The organism is Halobacillus mangrovi, from assembly GCF_002097535.1.
Taxonomy (GTDB): Bacteria; Bacillota; Bacilli; order Bacillales; family Halobacillaceae; genus Halobacillus; species Halobacillus mangrovi_A.
Map to the genome: position 1 here is coordinate 3,553,912 of NZ_CP020772.1, position 20,671 is coordinate 3,574,582.

The window sequence follows — 20,671 nt, forward strand, 5'->3', positions numbered from 1 at the left end:
CTCCCTAGTTGGATAAAGCTTTCGTAAACTCTTCTTCATCCCAAATTTCAATACCTAAATCAGAGGCTTTCGTATATTTGGAACCGGCGTCTTCCCCAGCAATCAGAAGGTCTGTATTTTTACTGACACTTCCTGTTATCTTGCCTCCGAGCTCCTCTACGATTTTCTTCGCCTCTGAACGGCTGTAGTTTTCCATTTTTCCAGTAAGTACGATAGTTTTGTCTTTAAACGGTGAATCCTCCGGCTGTTCACTCTTCTTTGGTCCTTTATATTCCATGTTCAACCCGAGACCTTTTAACTCTTCCAATAACTGGATGACCTGAGGTTTAGCGAAGTAACGCGCGATAGAGTCGGCCATCTTTTCTCCGATTTCTGGAATAGCTTCGAGTCTTTCAGCATCCGCTTCTAGCAGGTTGTCCATCGTTTCAAATTCCTGAGCTAGAGTATTTGCTGCTTTCGTTCCGACGTATCGGACACCGAGCCCGAAAAGCAGACGCTCCAACGAATTCTCTTTCGAAGCTTCGATAGCCTGCAAAAGATTCTGCACCGATTTTTCACCCATACGTTCAAGCTCCAACAGCTGTTCGCGCTCAAGCTTATAAAGATCAGCAATGTTATGGATGAGTTGTTCCTGGAAAAGCTGTGCGATCACTTTTTCCCCAAGTCCTTCAATATCCATTGCATTTCGCGAAACAAAGTGAATCAGCCCTTCACGAAGCTGCGCGGGACAGTTCGGATTGATACATCTTAGCGCTACTTCTTCTTCCAGACGGACGAGTTTACTGTCACATTCAGGGCATGTTTCTGGCATGGAAAACGGCTCTTCGTTGCCTTCACGCTGATCCTCCATGACTCGGACAACTTCCGGAATGATATCGCCTGCTTTTTTAATGACCACTGTATCCCCAATGCGGATGTCCTTCTCACGGATCAAGTCTTCGTTATGAAGAGATGCGCGTTGCACGGTCGTACCAGCGACTTTTACCGGATCAAGAATGGCAGTCGGTGTAACGACCCCTGTACGGCCAACGCTGAGCTCAATGTCACGGAGGTGTGTTACAGCTTCTTCAGCTGGAAACTTGTAGGCCGTTGCCCAGCGTGGGCTTTTCGCTGTGAATCCAAGCGTTTCCTGCTGATCAAGACGATCCACTTTTATTACAATGCCGTCAATTTCATAGTCAAGATCCGCCCGGCGTTCCACCCAGCTATGAACATAGTCGATGACTTCGTCAATATTGTTACACTTTTTCCATTCCGGGTTCGTTTTTAATCCGAGTTCTTTTAACTTTTCTAAGCGTTCGCTGTGGGAATCAGCTGGATCATCCTCCCACTGGCCAACCCCATATAAAAAGATATCCAGATTACGCTTAGCTGCAATCTTCGGATCGAGCTGACGCAGTGAACCTGCCGCTGCATTTCGAGGGTTCGCAAATGGCTCATCCTCATTGGCTTCACGCGCTTCATTCAACGCCATGAACGAGCGCTTCGGCATATACGCTTCTCCGCGGACTTCAAGCGTCTCGGGTTTCTTAAGCCGAAGAGGAATATTGCGAATCGTCTTCAAGTTTTTGGTAATGTCCTCACCTGTCGTACCGTCACCACGAGTGGCACCGCGGACGAACAAGCCGTCCTCATAACGAAGAGACACAGCGAGGCCATCAATTTTCAACTCGCAGACATAGTTTACATCTTCATTGGTACCATTACGGACGCGGCGATCAAAATCGCGTAGCTCCTGGTCATCAAATGCATTCCCGAGGCTGAGCATAGGGATGATATGCTGGACTTTCTCAAACGCTTCAAGCGGAGCTCCACCAACGCGCTGAGAGGGAGAATCGGGCGTCTGGTGCTCCGGAAACTCCTCCTCTAAATCAATCAGCTCACGCATTTTTTTATCATATTCATAGTCTGAAACACTTGGTTGATCAAGCGTGTGGTATTCATAATTGTATTGTTCAAGCTCTTGTTTCAAAGCGTCAATTCTTTCTTTCGCTTCAGATCCATTCATCTTCCTTCCACATCCTTACGCTTTCGTAATCGGAGCAAAACGTGCCAGTAGACGCTTAATGCCAGTCGGTGCCGGGAACGCGATATCCAGCTCCATCGCATCGCCTTCACCCTGGACCTTGACGACTGTTCCTTCGCCCCACTTCTTATGCACAGCTTTGTCACCCGGCTGCCAGCTCGCTTTTTCCGCACCGGTGCCTTTGTTCTTCTCAATTTTCTTCGCTGCCCGTTTTTCTGGACGCAGCGATTGTTTTTGGAAAGGAGACGCTTCTTTTTTCTTGTTGAAGAATGGAAGCTCCTCTTTTTGCTCCTTGCCTTCTAGGAGTTCTTCAGGGATTTCATTAATGAAGCGGCTGATCGGATTCATATTGGTACGGCCATATAGCGTACGCATTTTTGCATGAGTAATAAACAGCTGCTTCTCGGCACGAGTAATCCCTACGTAAGCAAGACGGCGTTCCTCTTCCAATTCTTCATCGTCCATTAGGGCACGGCTGTGCGGGAAGACGCTCTCTTCCATCCCAATCAAGAACACGACAGGGAACTCCAGTCCTTTCGCAGAGTGCAGCGTCATCAAGGTTACGGTGTCGTCACTACTAGGGTCTTCATTCATGGAATCGATATCCGCGATCAACGCAAGATCTGTTAAAAACGCGATCAACGTCTTATCTTCTGCGTTCTCTTCGAAGTTCTTTGTAACAGATTTAAATTCTTCAATGTTTTCAAGACGGCTTTGTGCTTCAATGCTCTTTTCGTTCATGAGCATTTCTTCATATCCGGTTTTATCGATAACTTCCTGAACCATGTCGGTTGCTGATAAGAATTCCTGCTGCTGGGTCCAGTTTTGAATCATCTTACGGAAGCTCATGATCGACTTCGCCGCTTTTGCGCTTACACCGACAAAATCGACTTCTGCTGCCGCTTCATAAAGCGAGATGTCATGATCAGTTGCATACGCCATCATCTTGTCCATGCTCGTTTTCCCAACACCGCGCTTCGGTTCATTGACGACACGCTGGAAGCTGAGGTCGTCGTTCGGGTTAGCAATTAAACGCAAATACGCAAGCATGTCCTTAATTTCCTTCCGATCGTAGAACTTCGTGCCGCCGATCATCTGGTATGGGATGCCGGCTTTAACGAACGTTTCCTCGATCGTACGGGACTGGGCGTTCGTACGGTAAAGAATCGCCACATCTTTGTATTGGAAGCGGCCCTGACGAACGAGATCCTCAATTTTATCTGTGACAAAAAGACCTTCCTCACGTTCAGTACCAGCTTGATAGTAATGGATCTTCTCTCCACCGCTGTTGTCGGTCCACAAACGCTTCGGCTTACGGCCAGAATTGTTATCGATGACGTTATTCGCGGCGTTGAGAATCAGCTCGGTAGAACGGTAGTTTTGTTCAAGCAAAATCGTTTTCGCATTCGGATAGTCATTTTCAAAGTTCAAGATGTTCTGAATGTCTGCCCCGCGCCATGCGTAAATCGACTGGTCAGAATCACCCACAACACAAAGGTTCTGATAACGGCTCGCAAGGTGTTTTACGAGCTGGTACTGCGCGTGGTTCGTGTCTTGATACTCATCAACGTGAATGTACTGGAAACGGCGCTGATAATATTCAAGCACTTCAGGAACACGGTCGAAAAGAGACAACGTCTGCATGATCAGATCATCAAAGTCGAGCGACTGGTTTTTACGCAGCTTCTTCTGGTACCCTTTGTAAATCTCGGCAATCTGTTCTTCGTGCATATTGCCAGCCTGCTTGGCATAATCTTCGGCAGTCATTAATTCGTTTTTCGCGTTACTGATTGCGCCTAACATCGCGCGTGGATCCCATTTTTTCGGGTCAAGATTGATTTCCTTCAGCACCTGTTTTATCACAGAGAGCTGGTCACTGGAATCCAGGATAGAAAAGTTTCTGTCATATCCAACCCGATCGATATCACGACGAAGAATTCTTACACACATCGAGTGAAACGTCGACATCCAAATTTTTTCTCCATCTTTGCCGACAAGCCTCTCGACACGCTCTTTCATCTCGCGTGCGGCTTTATTTGTAAATGTAATCGCCAAAATGTTCCGGGGCGCTACATCTTTTTCACTTAATAAGTAGGCAATACGGTGAGTAAGTACACGAGTCTTACCACTTCCTGCCCCTGCCATAATCAAAAGTGGTCCTTCGGTATGGATCACTGCGTTTCGCTGCTGTTCATTCAAACCTTTTACTAAAGGATTCATTGCTTGTGTCATGGTCCACCATCCTTAGGTTGATTTTGCCGCCTGCACCGTTGCCAGTGCGGCCTGTATATTTTCATAAATGATATTTCCGACGACGATCACATCCGCATGAGCACTCATTTCCCGAGCCTGCTCAGGTGTGTGGATGCCACCGCCGTAAAACAGTGTCGTTTGATTCAATTCTTCGGCAATCCTTTGAACGAGCTTCGGATCCCCGTAAGTTCCGCTGTACTCTAAGTAAAAAATGGGTAATTGGAAGAGGTGCTCTGCTATACGTGCATATGCGAGAACGTCTGCATCATCCGGCAGATAGCAATTGGTATGCTGATACACTTTTGCATCTGGATTCAGCACACAATAGCCCTCTGTGGCCATGCTCTTCCAGTCGATGATGTCTCCATATTCTTTCACTGCGTGATGCTGGATATCCAGCAACCACTTCTTGTGCTGACTGTTCAGCACAATTGGAATAAGATAACCATCGAACCCGGGGGTGATTGCTTCTATATCCGAGATTTCCAATAGACAAGGAACCTCGTAAGGCTCAATCCGTTCCCATAGATCATGTACATTTTCGAATGTGACTCCATCCGTTCCGCCTACAATGATGGCGTCTGTACCCGATTCGCAAACAGATTGTAGGTCTTGGTCGCTAATCTTTTTGTTCGGATCAAGCTTAAAGACATGATCCCACTCGTTCATTTTTTCCATTTCTGTCCTCCAAAAAAACAGATATCCATTCACTCATTATAGCAAACTTTGCTACATGGAATGAATGGATACGGCAGAGAAAAATTGATGAAGTTTTTTTGACTCGCTGTGGGTGGAGGGAGATTTGTTCCCTGGCTAGTCTGGTTTGTTCCCTAACGTGAGAGGATTGTTCCCTAACGCAAGCTATTTGTTCCGTAGCTAATGGTGATTGTTCCCGATCTCCTTTTCCAAGCAAAAAAACCGCCTTCCAAGGAAAGCAGTTTCTAATGAGGGGTTGCATGGTGAAGAAACCTTGAAGAGGTACAAAGCATCGTAACCAAAGCCACACTCAAAATTGTAATCGTCGACAGCAGGAGCGTCTGTGTGGAGAAAAGGTAGCCGCTCACACCTATAATTAACAAATCAAATGCAAAAATGACAAAGCCGACGTTCATCTTCAGCCAATCGGATATCATCTGAGCGAGCAGGTCGGTCCCGCCCGTGCTCGTCTTATTCCTAAGCATTAATCCGATACCACCACCCACTAGTGCTCCCCCAAGGATGGAACTCACGGCCGGATCGAGTGCCAGGTGATAGTCGCGAAGACCACTCAATACATCGATCGAAAGAGAGGAAACGAGCAGTCCATGTAGACTGTTATAAAAATAAGCGCGATAGTGGAACCACGCTAGCGTAAATATCGGTATGCTGAAGCAAATGATTGTAAAGCCGACTTTGAGTCCCCATACGTAATTAGCGATCAGACCAAGTCCAATCATCCCGCCATCAAGAACATGATCAGGGATTAGAAAAAAATTGATTCCGAGCGACAGGAGCATACTTCCAGCAAGGATCGCTATTCCTTTTTTAAGAAAGGACTTCATTATAAAAATCCCCTTCGAGGTAGACAAGTTTCTACTAGCGTATGCTTGTCAAGCTCTTCTTAGAAGGGATTTATGCTCGTGAACGGGCAATGGTATTTGTCATCCGCCTGAGCTCAAACAAAAAAGACTGCTCTATGAGAGAGGCAGTCCTTCCCAAAACTATTCAGTTTTCTTTTCCTGGACACGATCAAGCGCAAGCGTGTAAGCGTCATTCCCGTAATTTAAGCAGCGCTTCACGCGGGAAATCGTCGCCGTTGAGGCTCCTGTTTCCGTCTCGATTTTATGATACGTGAAGCCCTCCCTCAACATACGTGCCACTTCTAGACGCTGGGCGAGTGACTGCACCTCATTCATTGTCGCTAAGTCATCAAAAAACTCGTAGCATTCTTCTACATTCTGCAGGGATAAAATGGCTTCAAAAAGCTGGTCAAGCGTTTTTCCTCTCAGTTTGTCTATTTGCATAGCATCAGTCCTCCTCTAATCATTAACAGTGACGGCTGCATTTTTAGGAACGATATTTACCCATGTCTGCCCTGGAACAAACGACAATGGCTCTTCATTGTCATAGGGCAAAATGCGCCCATCGATATTTTTCCATTCTATTTCTTTTACTTTCCCTTTTTGTATTAAATACCCTTTTCCACCGGATGTTAAATCAATATCACGCCGGCCTTTGCTGTCGATGATTTGATGTTCAGTCTCGACAATCATGACATTATCAACGGCAAGACGCTCTTCATTGGCGGCATCAAATGAAGGTTCTCCATCACTCGAACGCAAATACCGGCCGCTCGCCTCATCATACGTGAATGTGACGACTTCTTCAGGGTGTTCGGAGTAAGTGATGGTCACACCGTTGGCGTCTGTTCCATCTATAGGCTTCTCTTTTGAAAATGGAAGTGGTGCGACTTCATGATCCTGAGGATAATCTTTATTGGTCAGTGCCTGATCTAGCCCTGCTGTAATCAAATAGGAATTGTGCGGAGCTGACCGCTCCGAAGACCGCTGAAACAGCCAGCCATTGTTGTCGTACAACGATCCGTCCAGATAATGAATACCATTGGCTGCGATCTTACGGTTAATGGCTGTTGATGCTCCATGATACAAATAAACCGAATTAAAAGCGGAAGCGATCTCGAAATAGTATGGTCGCGCGCTTCTTACCGGTCCAATTGTATCAGGAATCCGGCTGTGAAACAAAGCGAGGAAGCGTGTGATCTGCCCTTCTGCCAGCACTTCATAGACGATATCTGCCTGGCTTAGACCCGACTGCGGTCTTGCCTTCGTATGGTTATTAATCATTACACCAATGACCCGATGCTGGCTTACTTCTTCCATCGCTTGTCCTGTTAAAGGATATATGTTGTCGTCCGTTTGCTGCTGTTCTTTGTCTTGGGAACCTTCTATCTCTTTCGGTTCTTGTTCAAACGCCGTCTCTTGATTTATTTCCATCCCTTTTCCTACAGATGCACAGGCACTAAGTAGAAATAGGGAGAAAAAGGTGACACTTAAAAACGTAAGCTTTCTCACTTTTAACACTTCCCTCTTTTATTTTAACGCATTATCGAAGGAAAGAGTACCTCTTTCTTTTTCACATCCATGATACCGAGTGGTGTGATGCGGATGTAAGGCAGATGCATGGAAGATAAAAAGAGCAGTGTATAGACTGGGTCGGAATAAGAAAAACCATGAGATTTCAAGTGTTGTTTCAATTCTGCTTCCTTTTCCATAAGCTCAGGAAGGGGTAAGTCAGACATGACACCACCTAATGGAAGAGGCAGTTCAAAGATCACTTTTCCATCATTCACGAGCACAATTCCACCTCCGAGTTCTTTCATTCTCTTGAAGGCTTTTTTCATGTCAGAGCGTGATTTTCCGATAAGGATCAAATCGCCTGTATTGGAATAAGAGCTGGCAATGGCTCCCAGAGAGTTCGTGAACCCTTTTAGCAACGTATTGACAGTCCACTCTCCATCCCGATCCATAAACATGAGGAAGGCTTCATTCGTCTCGTGAGACAGGCGTTCTGCTGAGGCATCAATATCGATTGCATACGGCTTCATGATCACATCATTAATCATTTCCATTCCAATCGGCATTGAGAACTGCATATCCCCTTCCGCAACCTCCCAATCTAATGATAATGGGGTCACACCATTTTTCTCCCAAGGAATCGTCGATTCGGTTTGAATCATCTCGCCATCCCGCTTTACCCATTCTCCTTTTGCAATAACAGAATGAGGAGTCGGGTCTTTTGGATCTTTCAAAAAGTTGAGGTGAGCCACTCTCCCTGCGTTAACACTTCCAACCCGATTTTCAATACCGAAATGCCGGGCTGGCTGATAAGTCGCCATCATATAAGCATCCAGGACCGGAACACCTTCTTCAATCGCAATTTTTATACATTGATTGATCAGTCCTTCACGATAAAAGCCAGGCGTAGATCCGTCCGTTGTGTACATCATATGATCGAAGTGGGTGTGATTATGCTTTTTCAGTCCCTTAAGGATATCGGGAAGGTCAGGGCGAATGGAAGAATAGCGAAGTCCGGTTTGGTAACCAACTTCCAGACGTTTGATCACATCTTCCGCCGTCATCGATTCATGCTCAGAGTCCATGCCTAACAGTCTCATTTTGACTAGTGTTTTTTGTGAAGCGCCAGGAAGGTGGGCTTCCAGCGGTTTTCTTGCCCGCTTCGTTTCCTGCATCCAATGAAGAATTTGTTCATCACCGCCGTAGAGAACATCTGGCCATGCCGTTAGTTCCCCTCCCTGGATGACTGCATCATGTTCAATCCAGGAGAGCACTTGTTCATCAAAGTGCTGTTTCTTTTCTTCCCTGAGCACAGTCTGAGGGTCAAAACGCGCCCACCAGTACATCGTTGCGGGAAGATTCATGAATTCTTCCAATAAAGAAAACGCTTTCTCTTTTTCTGTTAAAAAAAGCCACATAAGATTATCGTTAATCAGCGTGGTGGTCCCTGTCCTGGCTGCATATTCCGCCAAGCTTCGGGGATTATATAACTGAAACGGATGGGCGTGAGGCTCAACGTAGCCTGGGACAATATAACTGTCCTTCCCATCAATGATTTCTGTTCCGTCTGTATTGGCAGGAAGCTCCGGCCCTGTGTAGAGGATACGATCCTCATACAGCCAGATGTGCCCTGTCATCCATTGTTTCATATATACGTTCAAATAGGTTGTATTTTTGATCAGTTTAGTTGGCGCTTGTGTGCCATCGATGACAGCCGCATGTTCACGCAACTGCCGATTACGCCAACGGAATCGTGTTTCATTCATGGAGCGTCCTCCCTTGTTTCAATATGTTCTATCGTAACACAGGAAAACCCTACTTGCTAAGGAGGAACCTACGTGATACAAAATATCGGGATTATCAACTCTATGGTTCGTATCACTGCCGGGCTAAGCATGCTGACATTTTTGTCAATGCAAGGCCAGAAGCAGGAAGATTCGTTTGTTCAGCGTATGATGGTTATCATCGCAGCCATGAAGGTGGCGGAAGGAATCGTTCGCTACTGCCCAATGACAGCGATGTATGATGAGATCGTTTATGAAGATGACGGTCTAGAGGAAGATTGGGATCAGGAATTTACTGAAGAAGTGATGTAATAACGATGATCTTGCTTGCACCTATTGTCTTAAGATATAAATAAAATAGGACGGGGACAATCCCCGTCCTTTCTATAAAGGATGAAAACGATATGGATTTTTTAGAATATTTCACAGATGTCGGATTCGTGATTGTAACAGTCATTGGTACCATAGCCGCTCTATTTTACGTAGGGGTGCGTCGACGAAATCGATGAAATCCCGATATCACGTCTGTAATAAAAGTCTTTATTGCCTTCGAACATCTGCAAATGTTCATAGACCTCTTCCAGTGCTTGAGGGAGGCTCTTTTCTACCGCTCCAACGAGCAGGACACGCCCTCCACTGGATACATAGCCATGCTCGCTTTTTTCCGTACCGGCATGCACTGTATAGACGTTAGTTTTTCCACTTATAACAGGAACTGGCCGTCCTTTCTCATATCCCCCCGGATAGCCGCTCGAAGCAACAACCACCCCTGCGCAAGTTTTGTCTGCCCAACGAAGTTCAGGATCTTTCTCATTCAGCACATCTACAATCACCTGGACAAGGTCGTTTTCCAATAGAGGCAGGACTACCTGCGTCTCTGGATCACCAAAACGTGCGTTAAATTCAATCACTTTCGGGCCTCTGTCTGTCTGAATCAGCCCTGCATAGAGAATTCCGGTAAATGGGCGCCCTTCTTTAACAAGTGCATCTGCCGCCGGCTGCAGGATGGAGTTGACCGCAGTCTGATAATCCGCTTCTGGCAGTTCCGGAACTGGAGCAAACGCACCCATGCCGCCTGTGTTTGGACCATGGTCCCCTTCAAACGCACGCTTATGATCTTTTGCAGGAATCATTGGGTACACGTTAGAACCATTGACAAATGCCATTAGAGAAAATTCTTCTCCTTGTAAAAATTCCTCAACAACGATCTCTTTGCTTGCCTCGCCAAACTGTCCTTTTTCAAGCATATCCTCAGCTGCTTTTAGCGCCTCCTCCACTTTCTCCGCGACGACCACACCTTTTCCAGCAGCCAGGCCGTCCGCTTTGACAACAATAGGTGCGCCTTTTTCACGAATGTACGCTTTAGCCGCTTCTAGATTAGTGAATGCCTGGTAGTCTGCCGTAGGAATCTCATACTTCGCCATGATCTTCTTAGCAAAATGTTTGCTTCCTTCAATCATAGCGGCTGCATAGGTCGGTCCGAAAACCTTCAGGCCTGCCGATTGGAAGATATCGACTAGTCCTTCCAGTAATGGATTTTCAGGTCCTACAATGGTTAGGTCTACTCCATTTTCTTTTGCAAAAGTAACAAGCTTCTTCTGATCGGTCTCCGGTATAGCCACTCGTTCAGCAACTTCTTCCATACCAGCGTTCCCTGGTGCAGCAAAAATTTTGTCCGCCTGTTTGCTCTCAGCTAGCTTCTGTATCAGACTATGCTCACGGCCTCCACGACCGATTACCAAAATATTCATCCCATTCACCCCTGTGATTTAATGTTTGAAGTGACGCATTCTAGTAAAGACCATTGCCACGCCATGCTTATTGCAAGCATCAATTGAATCTTGATCACGCTTCGATCCACCCGGCTGTATAATTGCTTTTACACCAGCTTCTGCAGCTGCTTCCACCGTATCTGGCATTGGGAAAAATGCGTCAGATGCCATGATGCTCCCTTCCGCTTTACCTCCTGACTGTTCGAGTGCGATTTTAGCTGCGCCTACACGGTTCATCTGACCTGCGCCAACTCCTAATGTGCGGTCGCCTTTTGCAACGACGATCGCGTTCGACTTCACATGTTTCACAACTTTCCATCCGAGTTTCAAGTCATGCAGCTCTTGCTCTGACGGTTCACGATCCGTTGCGACTTCAAGTTCGACATCATCTAAAGAACCTTCGTCGGTATCCTGTACAAGTAAGCCACCGCCAACGCTTGTCAGCTTATGCGTTTGCGCTTCTGGCTTCTTCATATCTACGGTTAACAGTCTAAGATTCTTTTTCTTCGTTAACAGATCAAGCGCTTCTTGACTGAAAGATGGCGCGATGATGATCTCTAGGAAAATCTCCTTCAGTTTAGCCGCTGTGTCTGCATCGACTTCACGGTTCAACGCGACAATTCCACCAAAAATAGAAACAGGATCTCCTTCATAAGCTTTCACGTAAGCGTCATAGAGCGTATCACCGACACCTACACCACAAGGGTTCATGTGCTTGACCGCAACGGCTGCCGGTTGATTAAATTCAAGCACTACTTCTAAGGCAGCATTTGCATCCTGTATATTGTTGTAGGAAAGTTCTTTTCCGTTCAACTGCTCCGCATTGGCAAGAGATGCCCCTTCGTAGTTTGCTTTTTTGTAAAAAGAAGCAGACTGATGAGGGTTCTCTCCATAACGTAAGGACTGAACTTTTTCATACGTCACGGAATAAGTTTCTGGATAAGCTTCTTCTGTTAGAGTGGTGAAATATTCGGCAATCATTGCATCATAGTTAGCTGTATGACGGAACACTTTCGCAGCTAGCTTACGACGGACCTCATAGCTTAAGTTTTCAGATTTCAATCCTTCGATGACTTCATTGTAATCAGTTGGATCGACCACAACGGCCACATCTTCAAAACTTTTTGCGGCTGCACGAAGCATTGTAGGACCACCGATATCGATGTTTTCAATAGCTTCCGCTTCTGTCACGTCTTCTTTTGCAATCGTTTCTTTGAATGGATACAAATTGACGGCAACAAGGTCGATCGGCTGGATACCGAGTTCCTCAATCTGATTCATATGCTCACCATTGCTTCGTTTAGCAAGCAGGCCGCCGTGCACAGATGGGTGCAGGGTTTTCACGCGTCCATCCATGATTTCCGGGAACTCCGTAATTTCTGAAATCGATCGAACCGGAATGCCGGCTTCCTCGATCACTCGTTTGGTGCCCCCTGTAGAAACAAGCTCATAATCTAGTTCATGTAGTTGTTTAGCAAAGTTGGTTAACCCTTGTTTATTGGATACGCTGAGTAAGGCGCGCTTTTTCATAGAGATTCCTCCTTGACGAGTAGTGATTGTATAACTTTCGGGTATAGGCGATGCTCGACCGCTTGAATTTTCCTTTTTACATCTTCTTCGGTATCGGTGTCTTCAATTCGAACCGCTTCCTGATCGATAATCGGTCCTGTGTCCATCCCGTCATCTACAAAATGAACGGTAACCCCTGTGATTTTAACCTTTTTTTCAAATGCCTGTCCGATGGCATCTTTTCCAGGGAACGCCGGCAAAAGGGAAGGATGAATGTTCAGAATCCGGTTCTGATAGGGCTCTAGCAGGGTAGGCCCGATCAAGCGCATATAGCCTGCAAGAATAATGTAATCGATGTTTCTTGTTCGACAGTCCTCAAGTAACGCTCGCTCATAAGCTGCTTTATTTTCATAAACCTTGGGCGTAAAGACAACCGTATCTACAGAATGACGCTGCGCTTTTTCAATGACAGACGCCCCCACCCGGTCGCAAACAAGAAGAGAAACTTGAGCATCAAGCTTTCCTTCTTCAATGGCCTGGATAATGGCGTCAAAATTCGACCCCGTACCTGAAGCAAATACAGCTAAATTCATCATGACCAGTGAATCCCTTCCTGTTCTGTGACTTTTCCGATAACAAAAGCGTTCTTCTGGGAAGCAACAGCTGCTTCAGCCTCGTCTTCAGACACAACGGCAACCATCCCGATTCCCATATTAAAGACGCCATACATATCGTCCTCAGGGATCCTGCCTTCTTTTTGTAAAAAGTTGAAGATCTCCGGTACCGGCCAGCTGTTCGTTTCGATCCTTGCTCCAAGCCCTTCCGGCAAAGTACGGGGAACGTTCTCATAAAAACCACCGCCTGTAATATGGGCGAGTCCTTTAACGCTGACTGCTTCTCTCAAACCTTGAACCGCCTTTACGTAGATGTTCGTTGGCGTCAATAACTCTTCGCCAAGTGGGCGGTCGAATTCAGGATAAGTTTTATTCAAATCAAGTCCATTGTTGTCGATGACTTTCCTGACTAAGGAAAAGCCGTTGGAGTGAACGCCCGTGGATGGGAGCCCAATCAACACGTCGCCAGGCTGAATCGAGTCGCCTGTGATGATGCTATCTTTGTCAGCCATTCCGACGACAAAACCGGCAAGATCATACTCATCAAGCTCATACATGCCGGGCATTTCAGCTGTTTCCCCACCAACAAGAGCAGCACCCGACTGTTCACAGCCATCAGCAATGCCTTTGACGATCTGCTCAATCCGCTCAGGTTCATTTTTTCCGCAGGCAATATAGTCAAGAAATAAAAGTGGATCGGCACCTTGAGCGACGATGTCGTTTACACACATCGCAACGACATCAACACCGATGGTATCATGTTTGTCCATTTGAAAGGCGAGCTTCAACTTTGTACCGACTCCGTCGGTTCCGGTAACGAGGACTGGTTTTTCGTAATTCATCTCACTGATATCGAACAGTCCGGCAAAAGCACCGAGGCCGCCGAGCACTTCTTTGCGCATCGTTCGCTGTACGTGTTTTTTCATACGGTCGACGGCTTCGTAGCCCGCTTCAACATCGACCCCAGCCTGTTTATAAGATTGGCTCATCGCTGCTCCTCCATTTCTTTACGCTTTTTCATAAGGGTGAACCGTGTTCGGATAGATTTCCGTCGGATAGTTTCCGGTAAAGCAGGCCATGCAGCCGCCGTGTTCCATCGACTCTTCCCCTTCATATATGGCTTCATTCAAACCTTCCGGAGTTAGATAAGCTAAGCTGTCCGCTCCGATTTGCTCCTCGATTTCTTCAACGGTATTGTTAGCGGCAATCAATTCACCGCTGTTCGAGGTATCAATGCCGTAATAGCAAGGGTTCTTAATCGGAGGAGAGGCGATTCGAACGTGCACTTCCTTCGCTCCCGCTTCCTTCAGCATCTTTACAATTCGGCGGCTCGTCGTCCCGCGAACGATAGAGTCATCAACCATGACGACACGTTTGCCTTCAACAATTCCTCTTACTGCTGACAGCTTCATTTTCACCCCTTGTTCACGAAGCTCTTGAGACGGCTGTATGAACGTTCTGCCTACATATCGGTTTTTAATCAAACCAAGCTCATAGGGAAGTCCAGCCTCTTCAGCGTATCCGATGGCAGCTGAAATACTTGAGTCGGGCACACCCGTTACGACATCCGCTTCAATTGGGGCTTCCTTAGCCAAGGCTTTCCCCATACGTTTTCGGGAGGCGTGAACATTTTTTCCGTCTAAGTTGCTGTCCGGACGAGAGAAATAAACATATTCCATCGAGCAAAGCGTACGTTGAATGGGTGCCGAGAAACGCTTGGATTCCACACCTTCATCTGAGATGATCAGCAATTCTCCAGGCTTAACTTCACGGTCATAGGTGGCACCAATAATGTCGAATGCACACGTTTCTGAAGAGACTACCCATGATTCCCCCAAATGACCAAGACAGAGCGGACGTAATCCCCGCGGATCATTAGCAACGAACATTTTTTCCTCGGTCATCATTAGAAATGCATAGGCTCCTTTGATCATGGAGAGCGCTTCTGCGATCGCCTGATCAAGTTCCAGATGGCGTGCTCGTTTGATCAAGTGAGCGACGACTTCCGTATCGGAAGTCGTCTGCAAAATGCTGCCCTGTGCCTCAAGCTGGTTTTTCAGTGCTTGGGCATTGACGAGGTTTCCATTGTGGGCAAGTGCAAGTCCTCCAGTTTGAGACCGGAATAAAAGGGGCTGTATATTTTCATAACCCCCGTCTCCTGCCGTCGCATAACGGACATGTCCCATGGAAGCATGACCTTTCAACTCATCCAATTGATGTTGAGAAAAAACTTCGTTGATCAGTCCGTGCCCTTTGGCAAGCTTCAATTGTTCTCCATCGCTCGTAATGATTCCAGCCCCTTCTTGCCCGCGGTGCTGCAACGCATGTAACCCGTAATACGTCAGTTGAGCCGATTCCGGATGTCCCCATATCCCAAAAATGCCGCACTCTTCGTTTAAGCCTTTGATTTCACCAAGCATGGAATAGCTCCTTTCCAAGTTTGTTTCAGCACAGATGTCTGCTCTTCCAAGACCAATTGATCACCAGCTTTCACACGATAAATGCCGTCATGGGTTACAGTTCCGATTAAGCGTGCGTCTGCCACCGCTTGCTCAAACGCTTTTTTATTATCTGGTTTGACTGAGATCATAAAGCGTGACTGGGTTTCAGAGAATAAAGCTGTTGTAACATCGCCATCAACATACACTTCGCAACCGAGTTCCTGCTCAAACAGGCTCTCCGCTAAAGCTACCCCAAGACCACCTTCAGCTAAATCATGAGCGGATTCTACAAGGCCAGAGCGGATCGCTGTTAACACTTGGTTCTGGCGGTGTGATTCTATTTCGAGATCAATGGCTGGCGCTTTCCCAAAGTGGCGTCCTTCCAGCATGCCTTGCAGTTCACTGCCTCCAAACTCAGGATTCGTTTCACCGACAATATAAATCAAATCTCCGGATTGTTTCACGTGTGACTGGGTAATATGACCTGTTTCGTCAATTAACCCGACCATTCCAACAATCGGTGTTGGATAAATCGCTTTACCACCAAAAGATTCATTATATAGAGATACGTTTCCGCTAATAACAGGCGTATTCAGCTCTTTGCAAGCCTCACTCATGCCTTCAACACTTTTTTCCATTTGCCAAAAGATTTCCGGATTCTCTGGTGAACCGAAGTTGAGACCATCGGTGATGCCTAATGGACGTCCGCCTGAGCAAACGATGTTACGAGCCGCTTCTGCGACAGCGATCTTCCCGCCTGCTTCAGGATCAACGTAAATGTATCGGGAATTACAATCCGTCGTCATTGCAAGTGCCTTATTCGTTCCGCGGACCCTAATGACAGCGGCATCAGAACCTGGTGTAACAACCGTGTTTGTCTGTACCATGGAATCATACTGGTCGTATACCCATTCTTTACTCGCAATCGTCGGCTGTTTTAAAAGCTCGATTAGAGTTTGGCGATAATCTGTTATAGCTGGTACGTAGTTTTCCATCGCCTGAAACTCTTCATAGTATGCCGGAACCTTAGACGGCTGATGGTACACTGGAGCATCTTCAGCAAGCGAATCGACGGGAACGTCTGCAACGACTTCGCCGTGATGTTCAAGGCGGAAGCGCTTCGTATCCGTTACTTCGCCGACCGCTACAGCTTCTAAGTTATACTTACGGAACACTTGCGCAATTTCTTCTTCGCGGCCTTTTTCAACGACGAGAAGCATACGTTCCTGCGATTCGGAGAGCATCATTTCGTATGCCGTCATATTCTGTTCACGCTGTGGCACGTGATCCAAATTCATCGTCATTCCCGTACCGGCTTTACTTGCCATTTCACTAGCCGAAGAAGTGAGACCGGCCGCTCCCATATCTTGAATGCCTACGAGCGCATCGTGATGAATGACATCTAGGCAAGCTTCGATCAGAAGCTTTTCCATGAATGGGTCGCCGACTTGGACAGAAGGACGTTTTTCTTCGGACTCTTCCGACAATTCTTCCGATGCAAAAGTCGCTCCGTGGATGCCGTCACGTCCTGTTTTCGCACCGACGTACATGACGGTATTCCCAACACCAGCTGCAATCCCTTTTTGAATATCTTTATGATCAATCAATCCGACACACATGGCGTTGACGAGTGGATTGCCGTTATAGGCATCATCAAACTGCACTTCTCCACCGACAGTAGGAACACCGACACAGTTTCCGTAGCCAGCGATCCCGCGGACAACTTCTTCGAATAAATATTTAACACGCGGCTGCTGAAGGGAACCAAATCTTAATGAATTCAGTAAAGCAACCGGACGCGCGCCCATAGAAAAGACGTCACGAAGAATTCCGCCGACACCTGTCGCTGCACCTTGATAGGGCTCAACTGCTGACGGGTGATTGTGACTTTCCACTTTAAACACAACCGCCTGTTCATCACCGATGTCGATAATTCCTGCTCCTTCCCCGGGACCTTGCAGCACTTGAGGCCCTTCTGTCGGGAATTTTCTTAGCAGTGGCTTTGAATTTTTATAGCTGCAGTGCTCAGACCACATCACCGAGAACAAACCTGTTTCGGTATAATTCGGCTTGCGGCCCAGGATTTTTTTGATGGATTGAAATTCGTCATCGCTCAACCCCATTTCACTATAAAGGCGTTGTTCTTCGATTTGCTCTGGGCTGATCTCAAGCATTGATGGCATGTCTATTCCTCCAATGAGTCAAAATGGATTGAAACAATCGTAATCCGTCCTCGTTTCCTAGCAGGCTCTCAACGGCACGTTCCGGGTGCGGCATCATACCGAGTACATTGCCAGTCTCGTTCGTAATCCCTGCAATATCTCCTACAGAGCCGTTTGGGTTCTTCTCATAAGTGAAAGCGATCTGGTTGTTTTCTTTCAAAGTTTGGTAAGTTTGTTCGTCACAATAATAGTTTCCATCCCCGTGAGCGATCGGGATGCTGATTCTTTCTTTTTCATCGTATTGATTCGTAAAAAGGGTTTCCGCGTTTTCTACAATAAGCGTTTCATAGTGGCACATGAATTTCAGATGTTTATTCGGAAGCATTGCCCCTGGAAGCAATCCCATTTCAAGCAGGACTTGGAATCCGTTACAGACACCTAGAATTGGTTTTCCCGCTTCCGCTGCTTCACGGATCTGCTCGATGATATCAGAGGTTGACGCGATTGCTCCTGATCTGAGGTAGTCTCCGTAAGAGAATCCCCCTGGCAGAAGAATAGAGTCGTAGTTTGATAGATCAGCTTCCTTATACCAGACGAGGTCCGCTTCTTCGCCAAGCGCATCCTTCACGGCATAATACATGTCACGGTCACAGTTCGAACCGGGAAATACAACGACAGCAAACTTCACTTAGACAACCTCCTCGATCGTGTACGTATAGTCCTCAATGACCGGGTTTGCTAAAAGCTGGTCACACATTTTATCGATTTGTTCCTCAAGGTTTTCCGTATCCTCAAGCATCACTTCCATATATTTTCCAACCCGTACTTCGTTGACGTTTTTATATTCAAGAGAGTGAAGAGAATTTTGAACGGCCTTTCCTTGTGGATCTAGTACGCCCTCTTTTAATGTGATGTAGATTTTTACTTTACGCATGTGTGTTTGCCTCCAGTCGTTGTAGTATGTTTTCGTAAGTTGAGATCAGGTCACCGATGTTTTCACGGAACACGTCTTTGTCCATTTTCTCGCCGGTTTCCAGGTCCCACAGACGGCATGTGTCAGGGGAAACTTCATCTGCAAGGACAATCGTTCCGTCAGCGAGTCGTCCAAATTCCAGTTTGAAATCAACAAGCTGCAAATTTGCTTCTTTGAAAAGCTGGGTGAGCTGTTCGTTGACAGTAAGTGCCATTTCTTTGATGTAGACCAATTCTTGTTCAGTGATGTCTGTCAGGTGATAGGCATGAACATCGTTGATGAGAGGATCATTGAGTTCATCTTTTTTATAAAATAATTCAACAATAGGCGGGGTAAAGCGTGTTTTCTCCTGGATACCGAGACGGCGGGTGATACTGCCGGCAGCGACATTGCGAACAACAACTTCTAGTGGGATGATGGTCGTCTTCTGAACAAGCTGTTCGGTATCATTCAACGCTTTAATAAAGTGGGAGTCGATTTGGTGCTGTTTCAAATATTCAAAGACTTTCGAGGTAATCAAGTTGTTAAGGCGTCCTTTGCCTTCAAACTGATCTTTTTTCTTTCCATTAAATGCGGTGGCATCATTTTTATAAGATAAAATCAATTGATCCTCTTGATCATTGACGTGATAAACTTTCTTCGCCTTTCCTTCATATAACAACGAACCCTTCATGTGGAACACCTCACTCGAATTGGTAATTTATGTATGACCTGAGGTGAAAAAGTTTCACCTCAGGTCATACAGATATTGGAAATGATCTTACAAGCCGATGCGGTCAAAGATGCGGTCGACGTTTTTCAGATGGTGCTTGTAGTCAAAGCAAGCATCCAACTGCTCCTGGGACAACGTTGAAGTAATTTTGTCATCTGCTTCAATCAAATCGCGGAATGGAACACCGCGTTCCCAAGCTTCCATCGCTTTCGGCTGTACGAGATCGTAGGCCTCTTCACGGACCATACCCTCATCAATTAATGTAAGCAGGACACGCTGGGAGAAGATTAAACCATAAGTTTTCTCCATGTTTTCCTGCATCTGCTCAGGGAAGACAGTCAAGTTCTTCACAATGTTCCCAAAACGGTTCAGCATGTAATTAACAGCGATTGTCGCATCAGGCAAGATGACTCGCTCAGCAGAAGAATGCGAGATGTCACGCTCGTGCCATAACGGAACATTTTCAAAAGCGGTCAGCATTTCACCGCGTAACACACGCGCCATTCCCGTCATGTTCTCAGATCCGATCGGGTTCCGTTTGTGAGGCATCGCTGAGGAGCCTTTTTGCCCTTTAGCGAAAAATTCCTCAACTTCACGAGTTTCTGTTTTCTGCAAACCACGAATTTCAACGGCAATTTTCTCAATGGAAGTTGCAATTAAAGCTAAAGTCGAAACGTAGTGAGCATGACGGTCACGTTGCAGCGTCTGAGTAGAAACAGGCGCTGCTTCAAGTCCAAGCTTTCCACAAACGTACTCTTCTACGTATGGATCGATGTTGGCATAGGTGCCGACAGCTCCAGAAAGCTTGCCCACTTGAATGCCCTTTATAGCAAGATCCAGTCTCTCAAGGTTTCGCTTCATTTCTTCATAATAAAGCGCGAGCTTCAAACCGAATGTCGTCGGCTCTGCATGAACGCCGTGTGTACGGCCCATCATGACCGTATGTTTATGTTCTTTCGCCTTTTCACCAAGAATTTCAATAAAATTCACGAGGTCTTTGCGAATAATTTCGTTCGCTTGCTTTAATTGATAAGACAATGCCGTATCCACAACATCTGTGGAAGTAAGACCGTAGTGAACCCACTTACGCTCTTCGCCAACGGTTTCTGATACCGCTCTTGTAAAAGCGACCACGTCGTGACGCGTCTCTGCTTCAATTTCATGAATGCGCTCGACATCGAAGGATGCTTTTTCACGAAGCTTTTCCACGTCCTCTTTCGGGATGACTCCAAGCTCACTCCAGGCTTCACAAGCTAGAAGTTCAACTTCAAGCCATGCTTGATAGCGGTTTTCCTCGGTCCAAATGCTGCCCATCTCGGGTCTTGTGTAACGTTCAATCATCGTCTTCCTC

19 protein-coding genes are annotated in these 20,671 nt (G+C 46.5%); 2 read left to right on the forward strand and 17 right to left on the reverse strand.

Annotated features, from left to right (window positions below):
* Window positions 1-4: 4 nt before the first annotated feature.
* The 7 genes from ligA to HM131_RS17830 all read right to left on the reverse strand — a co-directional run bounded on the left by ligA (window position 5) and on the right by HM131_RS17830 (window position 9,119).
* The gene (gene ligA / locus HM131_RS17800; RefSeq protein ID WP_085031036.1) at window positions 5-2,008 is read right to left on the reverse strand and encodes an NAD-dependent DNA ligase LigA; all 2,004 of its coding nucleotides are present in this window, start codon (window positions 2,006-2,008) and stop codon (window positions 5-7) included.
* A 15-nt stretch (window positions 2,009-2,023) separates the two neighbouring features.
* On the reverse strand, window positions 2,024-4,258 hold the full coding sequence (gene pcrA, locus HM131_RS17805; RefSeq protein ID WP_085031037.1) for a DNA helicase PcrA: 2,235 nt from the start codon (window positions 4,256-4,258) through the stop codon (window positions 2,024-2,026).
* Window positions 4,259-4,270: 12 nt separating this feature from the next.
* Window positions 4,271-4,957 carry a heptaprenylglyceryl phosphate synthase gene (gene pcrB, locus HM131_RS17810; protein WP_085031038.1) on the reverse strand — a complete coding sequence of 229 codons (687 nt, stop codon included), beginning with the start codon at window positions 4,955-4,957 and terminating at the stop codon, window positions 4,271-4,273.
* 263 nt (window positions 4,958-5,220) lie between these two features.
* Entirely contained in the window at window positions 5,221-5,820 is a 600-nt protein-coding gene (locus HM131_RS17815) for a YitT family protein (RefSeq protein WP_085031039.1), read from the reverse strand.
* Between the two features lie 159 nt (window positions 5,821-5,979).
* Window positions 5,980-6,282, reverse strand: coding sequence for a YerC/YecD family TrpR-related protein (locus tag HM131_RS17820; protein WP_085031040.1), 303 nt, complete (start codon window positions 6,280-6,282; stop codon window positions 5,980-5,982).
* A gap of 15 nt (window positions 6,283-6,297) precedes the next feature.
* Window positions 6,298-7,350: a DUF3048 domain-containing protein gene (locus tag HM131_RS17825; protein ID WP_085031041.1), complete on the reverse strand. Its 1,053-nt coding sequence runs from the start codon at window positions 7,348-7,350 to the stop codon at window positions 6,298-6,300.
* A 23-nt stretch (window positions 7,351-7,373) separates the two neighbouring features.
* The gene (locus tag HM131_RS17830) at window positions 7,374-9,119 is read right to left on the reverse strand and encodes an adenine deaminase C-terminal domain-containing protein (protein WP_085031042.1); all 1,746 of its coding nucleotides are present in this window, start codon (window positions 9,117-9,119) and stop codon (window positions 7,374-7,376) included.
* A gap of 72 nt (window positions 9,120-9,191) precedes the next feature.
* Here HM131_RS17830 and HM131_RS17835 point away from each other — a divergent pair, with 72 nt between their 5' ends.
* On the forward strand, window positions 9,192-9,449 hold the full coding sequence (locus HM131_RS17835) for a YgaP family membrane protein (RefSeq protein ID WP_085031043.1): 258 nt from the start codon (window positions 9,192-9,194) through the stop codon (window positions 9,447-9,449).
* Between the two features lie 92 nt (window positions 9,450-9,541).
* Window positions 9,542-9,646, forward strand: a complete 105-nt coding sequence (locus HM131_RS21330; RefSeq protein ID WP_408607076.1) for an EYxxD motif small membrane protein — start codon at window positions 9,542-9,544, stop codon at window positions 9,644-9,646.
* On the opposite strand, the gene purD is transcribed toward HM131_RS21330, so the two are convergent.
* The 10 genes from purD to purB all read right to left on the reverse strand — a co-directional run bounded on the left by purD (window position 9,611) and on the right by purB (window position 20,661).
* Window positions 9,611-10,888, reverse strand: a complete 1,278-nt coding sequence (gene purD, locus HM131_RS17840; RefSeq protein ID WP_085031044.1) for a phosphoribosylamine--glycine ligase — start codon at window positions 10,886-10,888, stop codon at window positions 9,611-9,613. The genes HM131_RS21330 and purD overlap by 36 nt on opposite strands.
* Window positions 10,889-10,906: 18 nt before the next feature.
* Window positions 10,907-12,439, reverse strand: coding sequence for a bifunctional phosphoribosylaminoimidazolecarboxamide formyltransferase/IMP cyclohydrolase (purH, locus tag HM131_RS17845; RefSeq protein ID WP_085031045.1), 1,533 nt, complete (start codon window positions 12,437-12,439; stop codon window positions 10,907-10,909).
* A complete protein-coding gene (gene purN / locus HM131_RS17850; protein WP_085031046.1) occupies window positions 12,436-13,014 on the reverse strand; it encodes a phosphoribosylglycinamide formyltransferase in 579 nt (192 codons plus the stop codon). The genes purH and purN overlap by 4 nt, the downstream gene beginning before the upstream one ends.
* On the reverse strand, window positions 13,011-14,021 hold the full coding sequence (gene purM / locus HM131_RS17855) for a phosphoribosylformylglycinamidine cyclo-ligase (protein WP_085031047.1): 1,011 nt from the start codon (window positions 14,019-14,021) through the stop codon (window positions 13,011-13,013). The genes purN and purM overlap by 4 nt, the downstream gene beginning before the upstream one ends.
* Before the next feature lie 18 nt (window positions 14,022-14,039).
* A complete protein-coding gene (purF, locus tag HM131_RS17860) occupies window positions 14,040-15,452 on the reverse strand; it encodes an amidophosphoribosyltransferase (protein WP_085031048.1) in 1,413 nt (470 codons plus the stop codon).
* The gene (gene purL, locus HM131_RS17865) at window positions 15,428-17,656 is read right to left on the reverse strand and encodes a phosphoribosylformylglycinamidine synthase subunit PurL (RefSeq protein ID WP_085031049.1); all 2,229 of its coding nucleotides are present in this window, start codon (window positions 17,654-17,656) and stop codon (window positions 15,428-15,430) included. The genes purF and purL overlap by 25 nt, the downstream gene beginning before the upstream one ends.
* On the reverse strand, window positions 17,640-18,323 hold the full coding sequence (gene purQ / locus HM131_RS17870; protein WP_085031050.1) for a phosphoribosylformylglycinamidine synthase subunit PurQ: 684 nt from the start codon (window positions 18,321-18,323) through the stop codon (window positions 17,640-17,642). The genes purL and purQ overlap by 17 nt, the downstream gene beginning before the upstream one ends.
* Window positions 18,324-18,569 (reverse strand): phosphoribosylformylglycinamidine synthase subunit PurS, encoded by a 246-nt coding sequence (gene purS, locus HM131_RS17875; protein WP_085031051.1) that lies wholly within the window; start codon window positions 18,567-18,569, stop codon window positions 18,324-18,326.
* Window positions 18,562-19,281, reverse strand: coding sequence for a phosphoribosylaminoimidazolesuccinocarboxamide synthase (gene purC / locus HM131_RS17880; protein ID WP_085031052.1), 720 nt, complete (start codon window positions 19,279-19,281; stop codon window positions 18,562-18,564). Before purC ends, purS begins: the two co-directional genes overlap by 8 nt.
* Window positions 19,282-19,368: 87 nt before the next feature.
* Window positions 19,369-20,661, reverse strand: a complete 1,293-nt coding sequence (gene purB / locus HM131_RS17885) for an adenylosuccinate lyase (RefSeq protein ID WP_085031053.1) — start codon at window positions 20,659-20,661, stop codon at window positions 19,369-19,371.
* Between the last annotated feature and the right edge of the window lie 10 nt (window positions 20,662-20,671).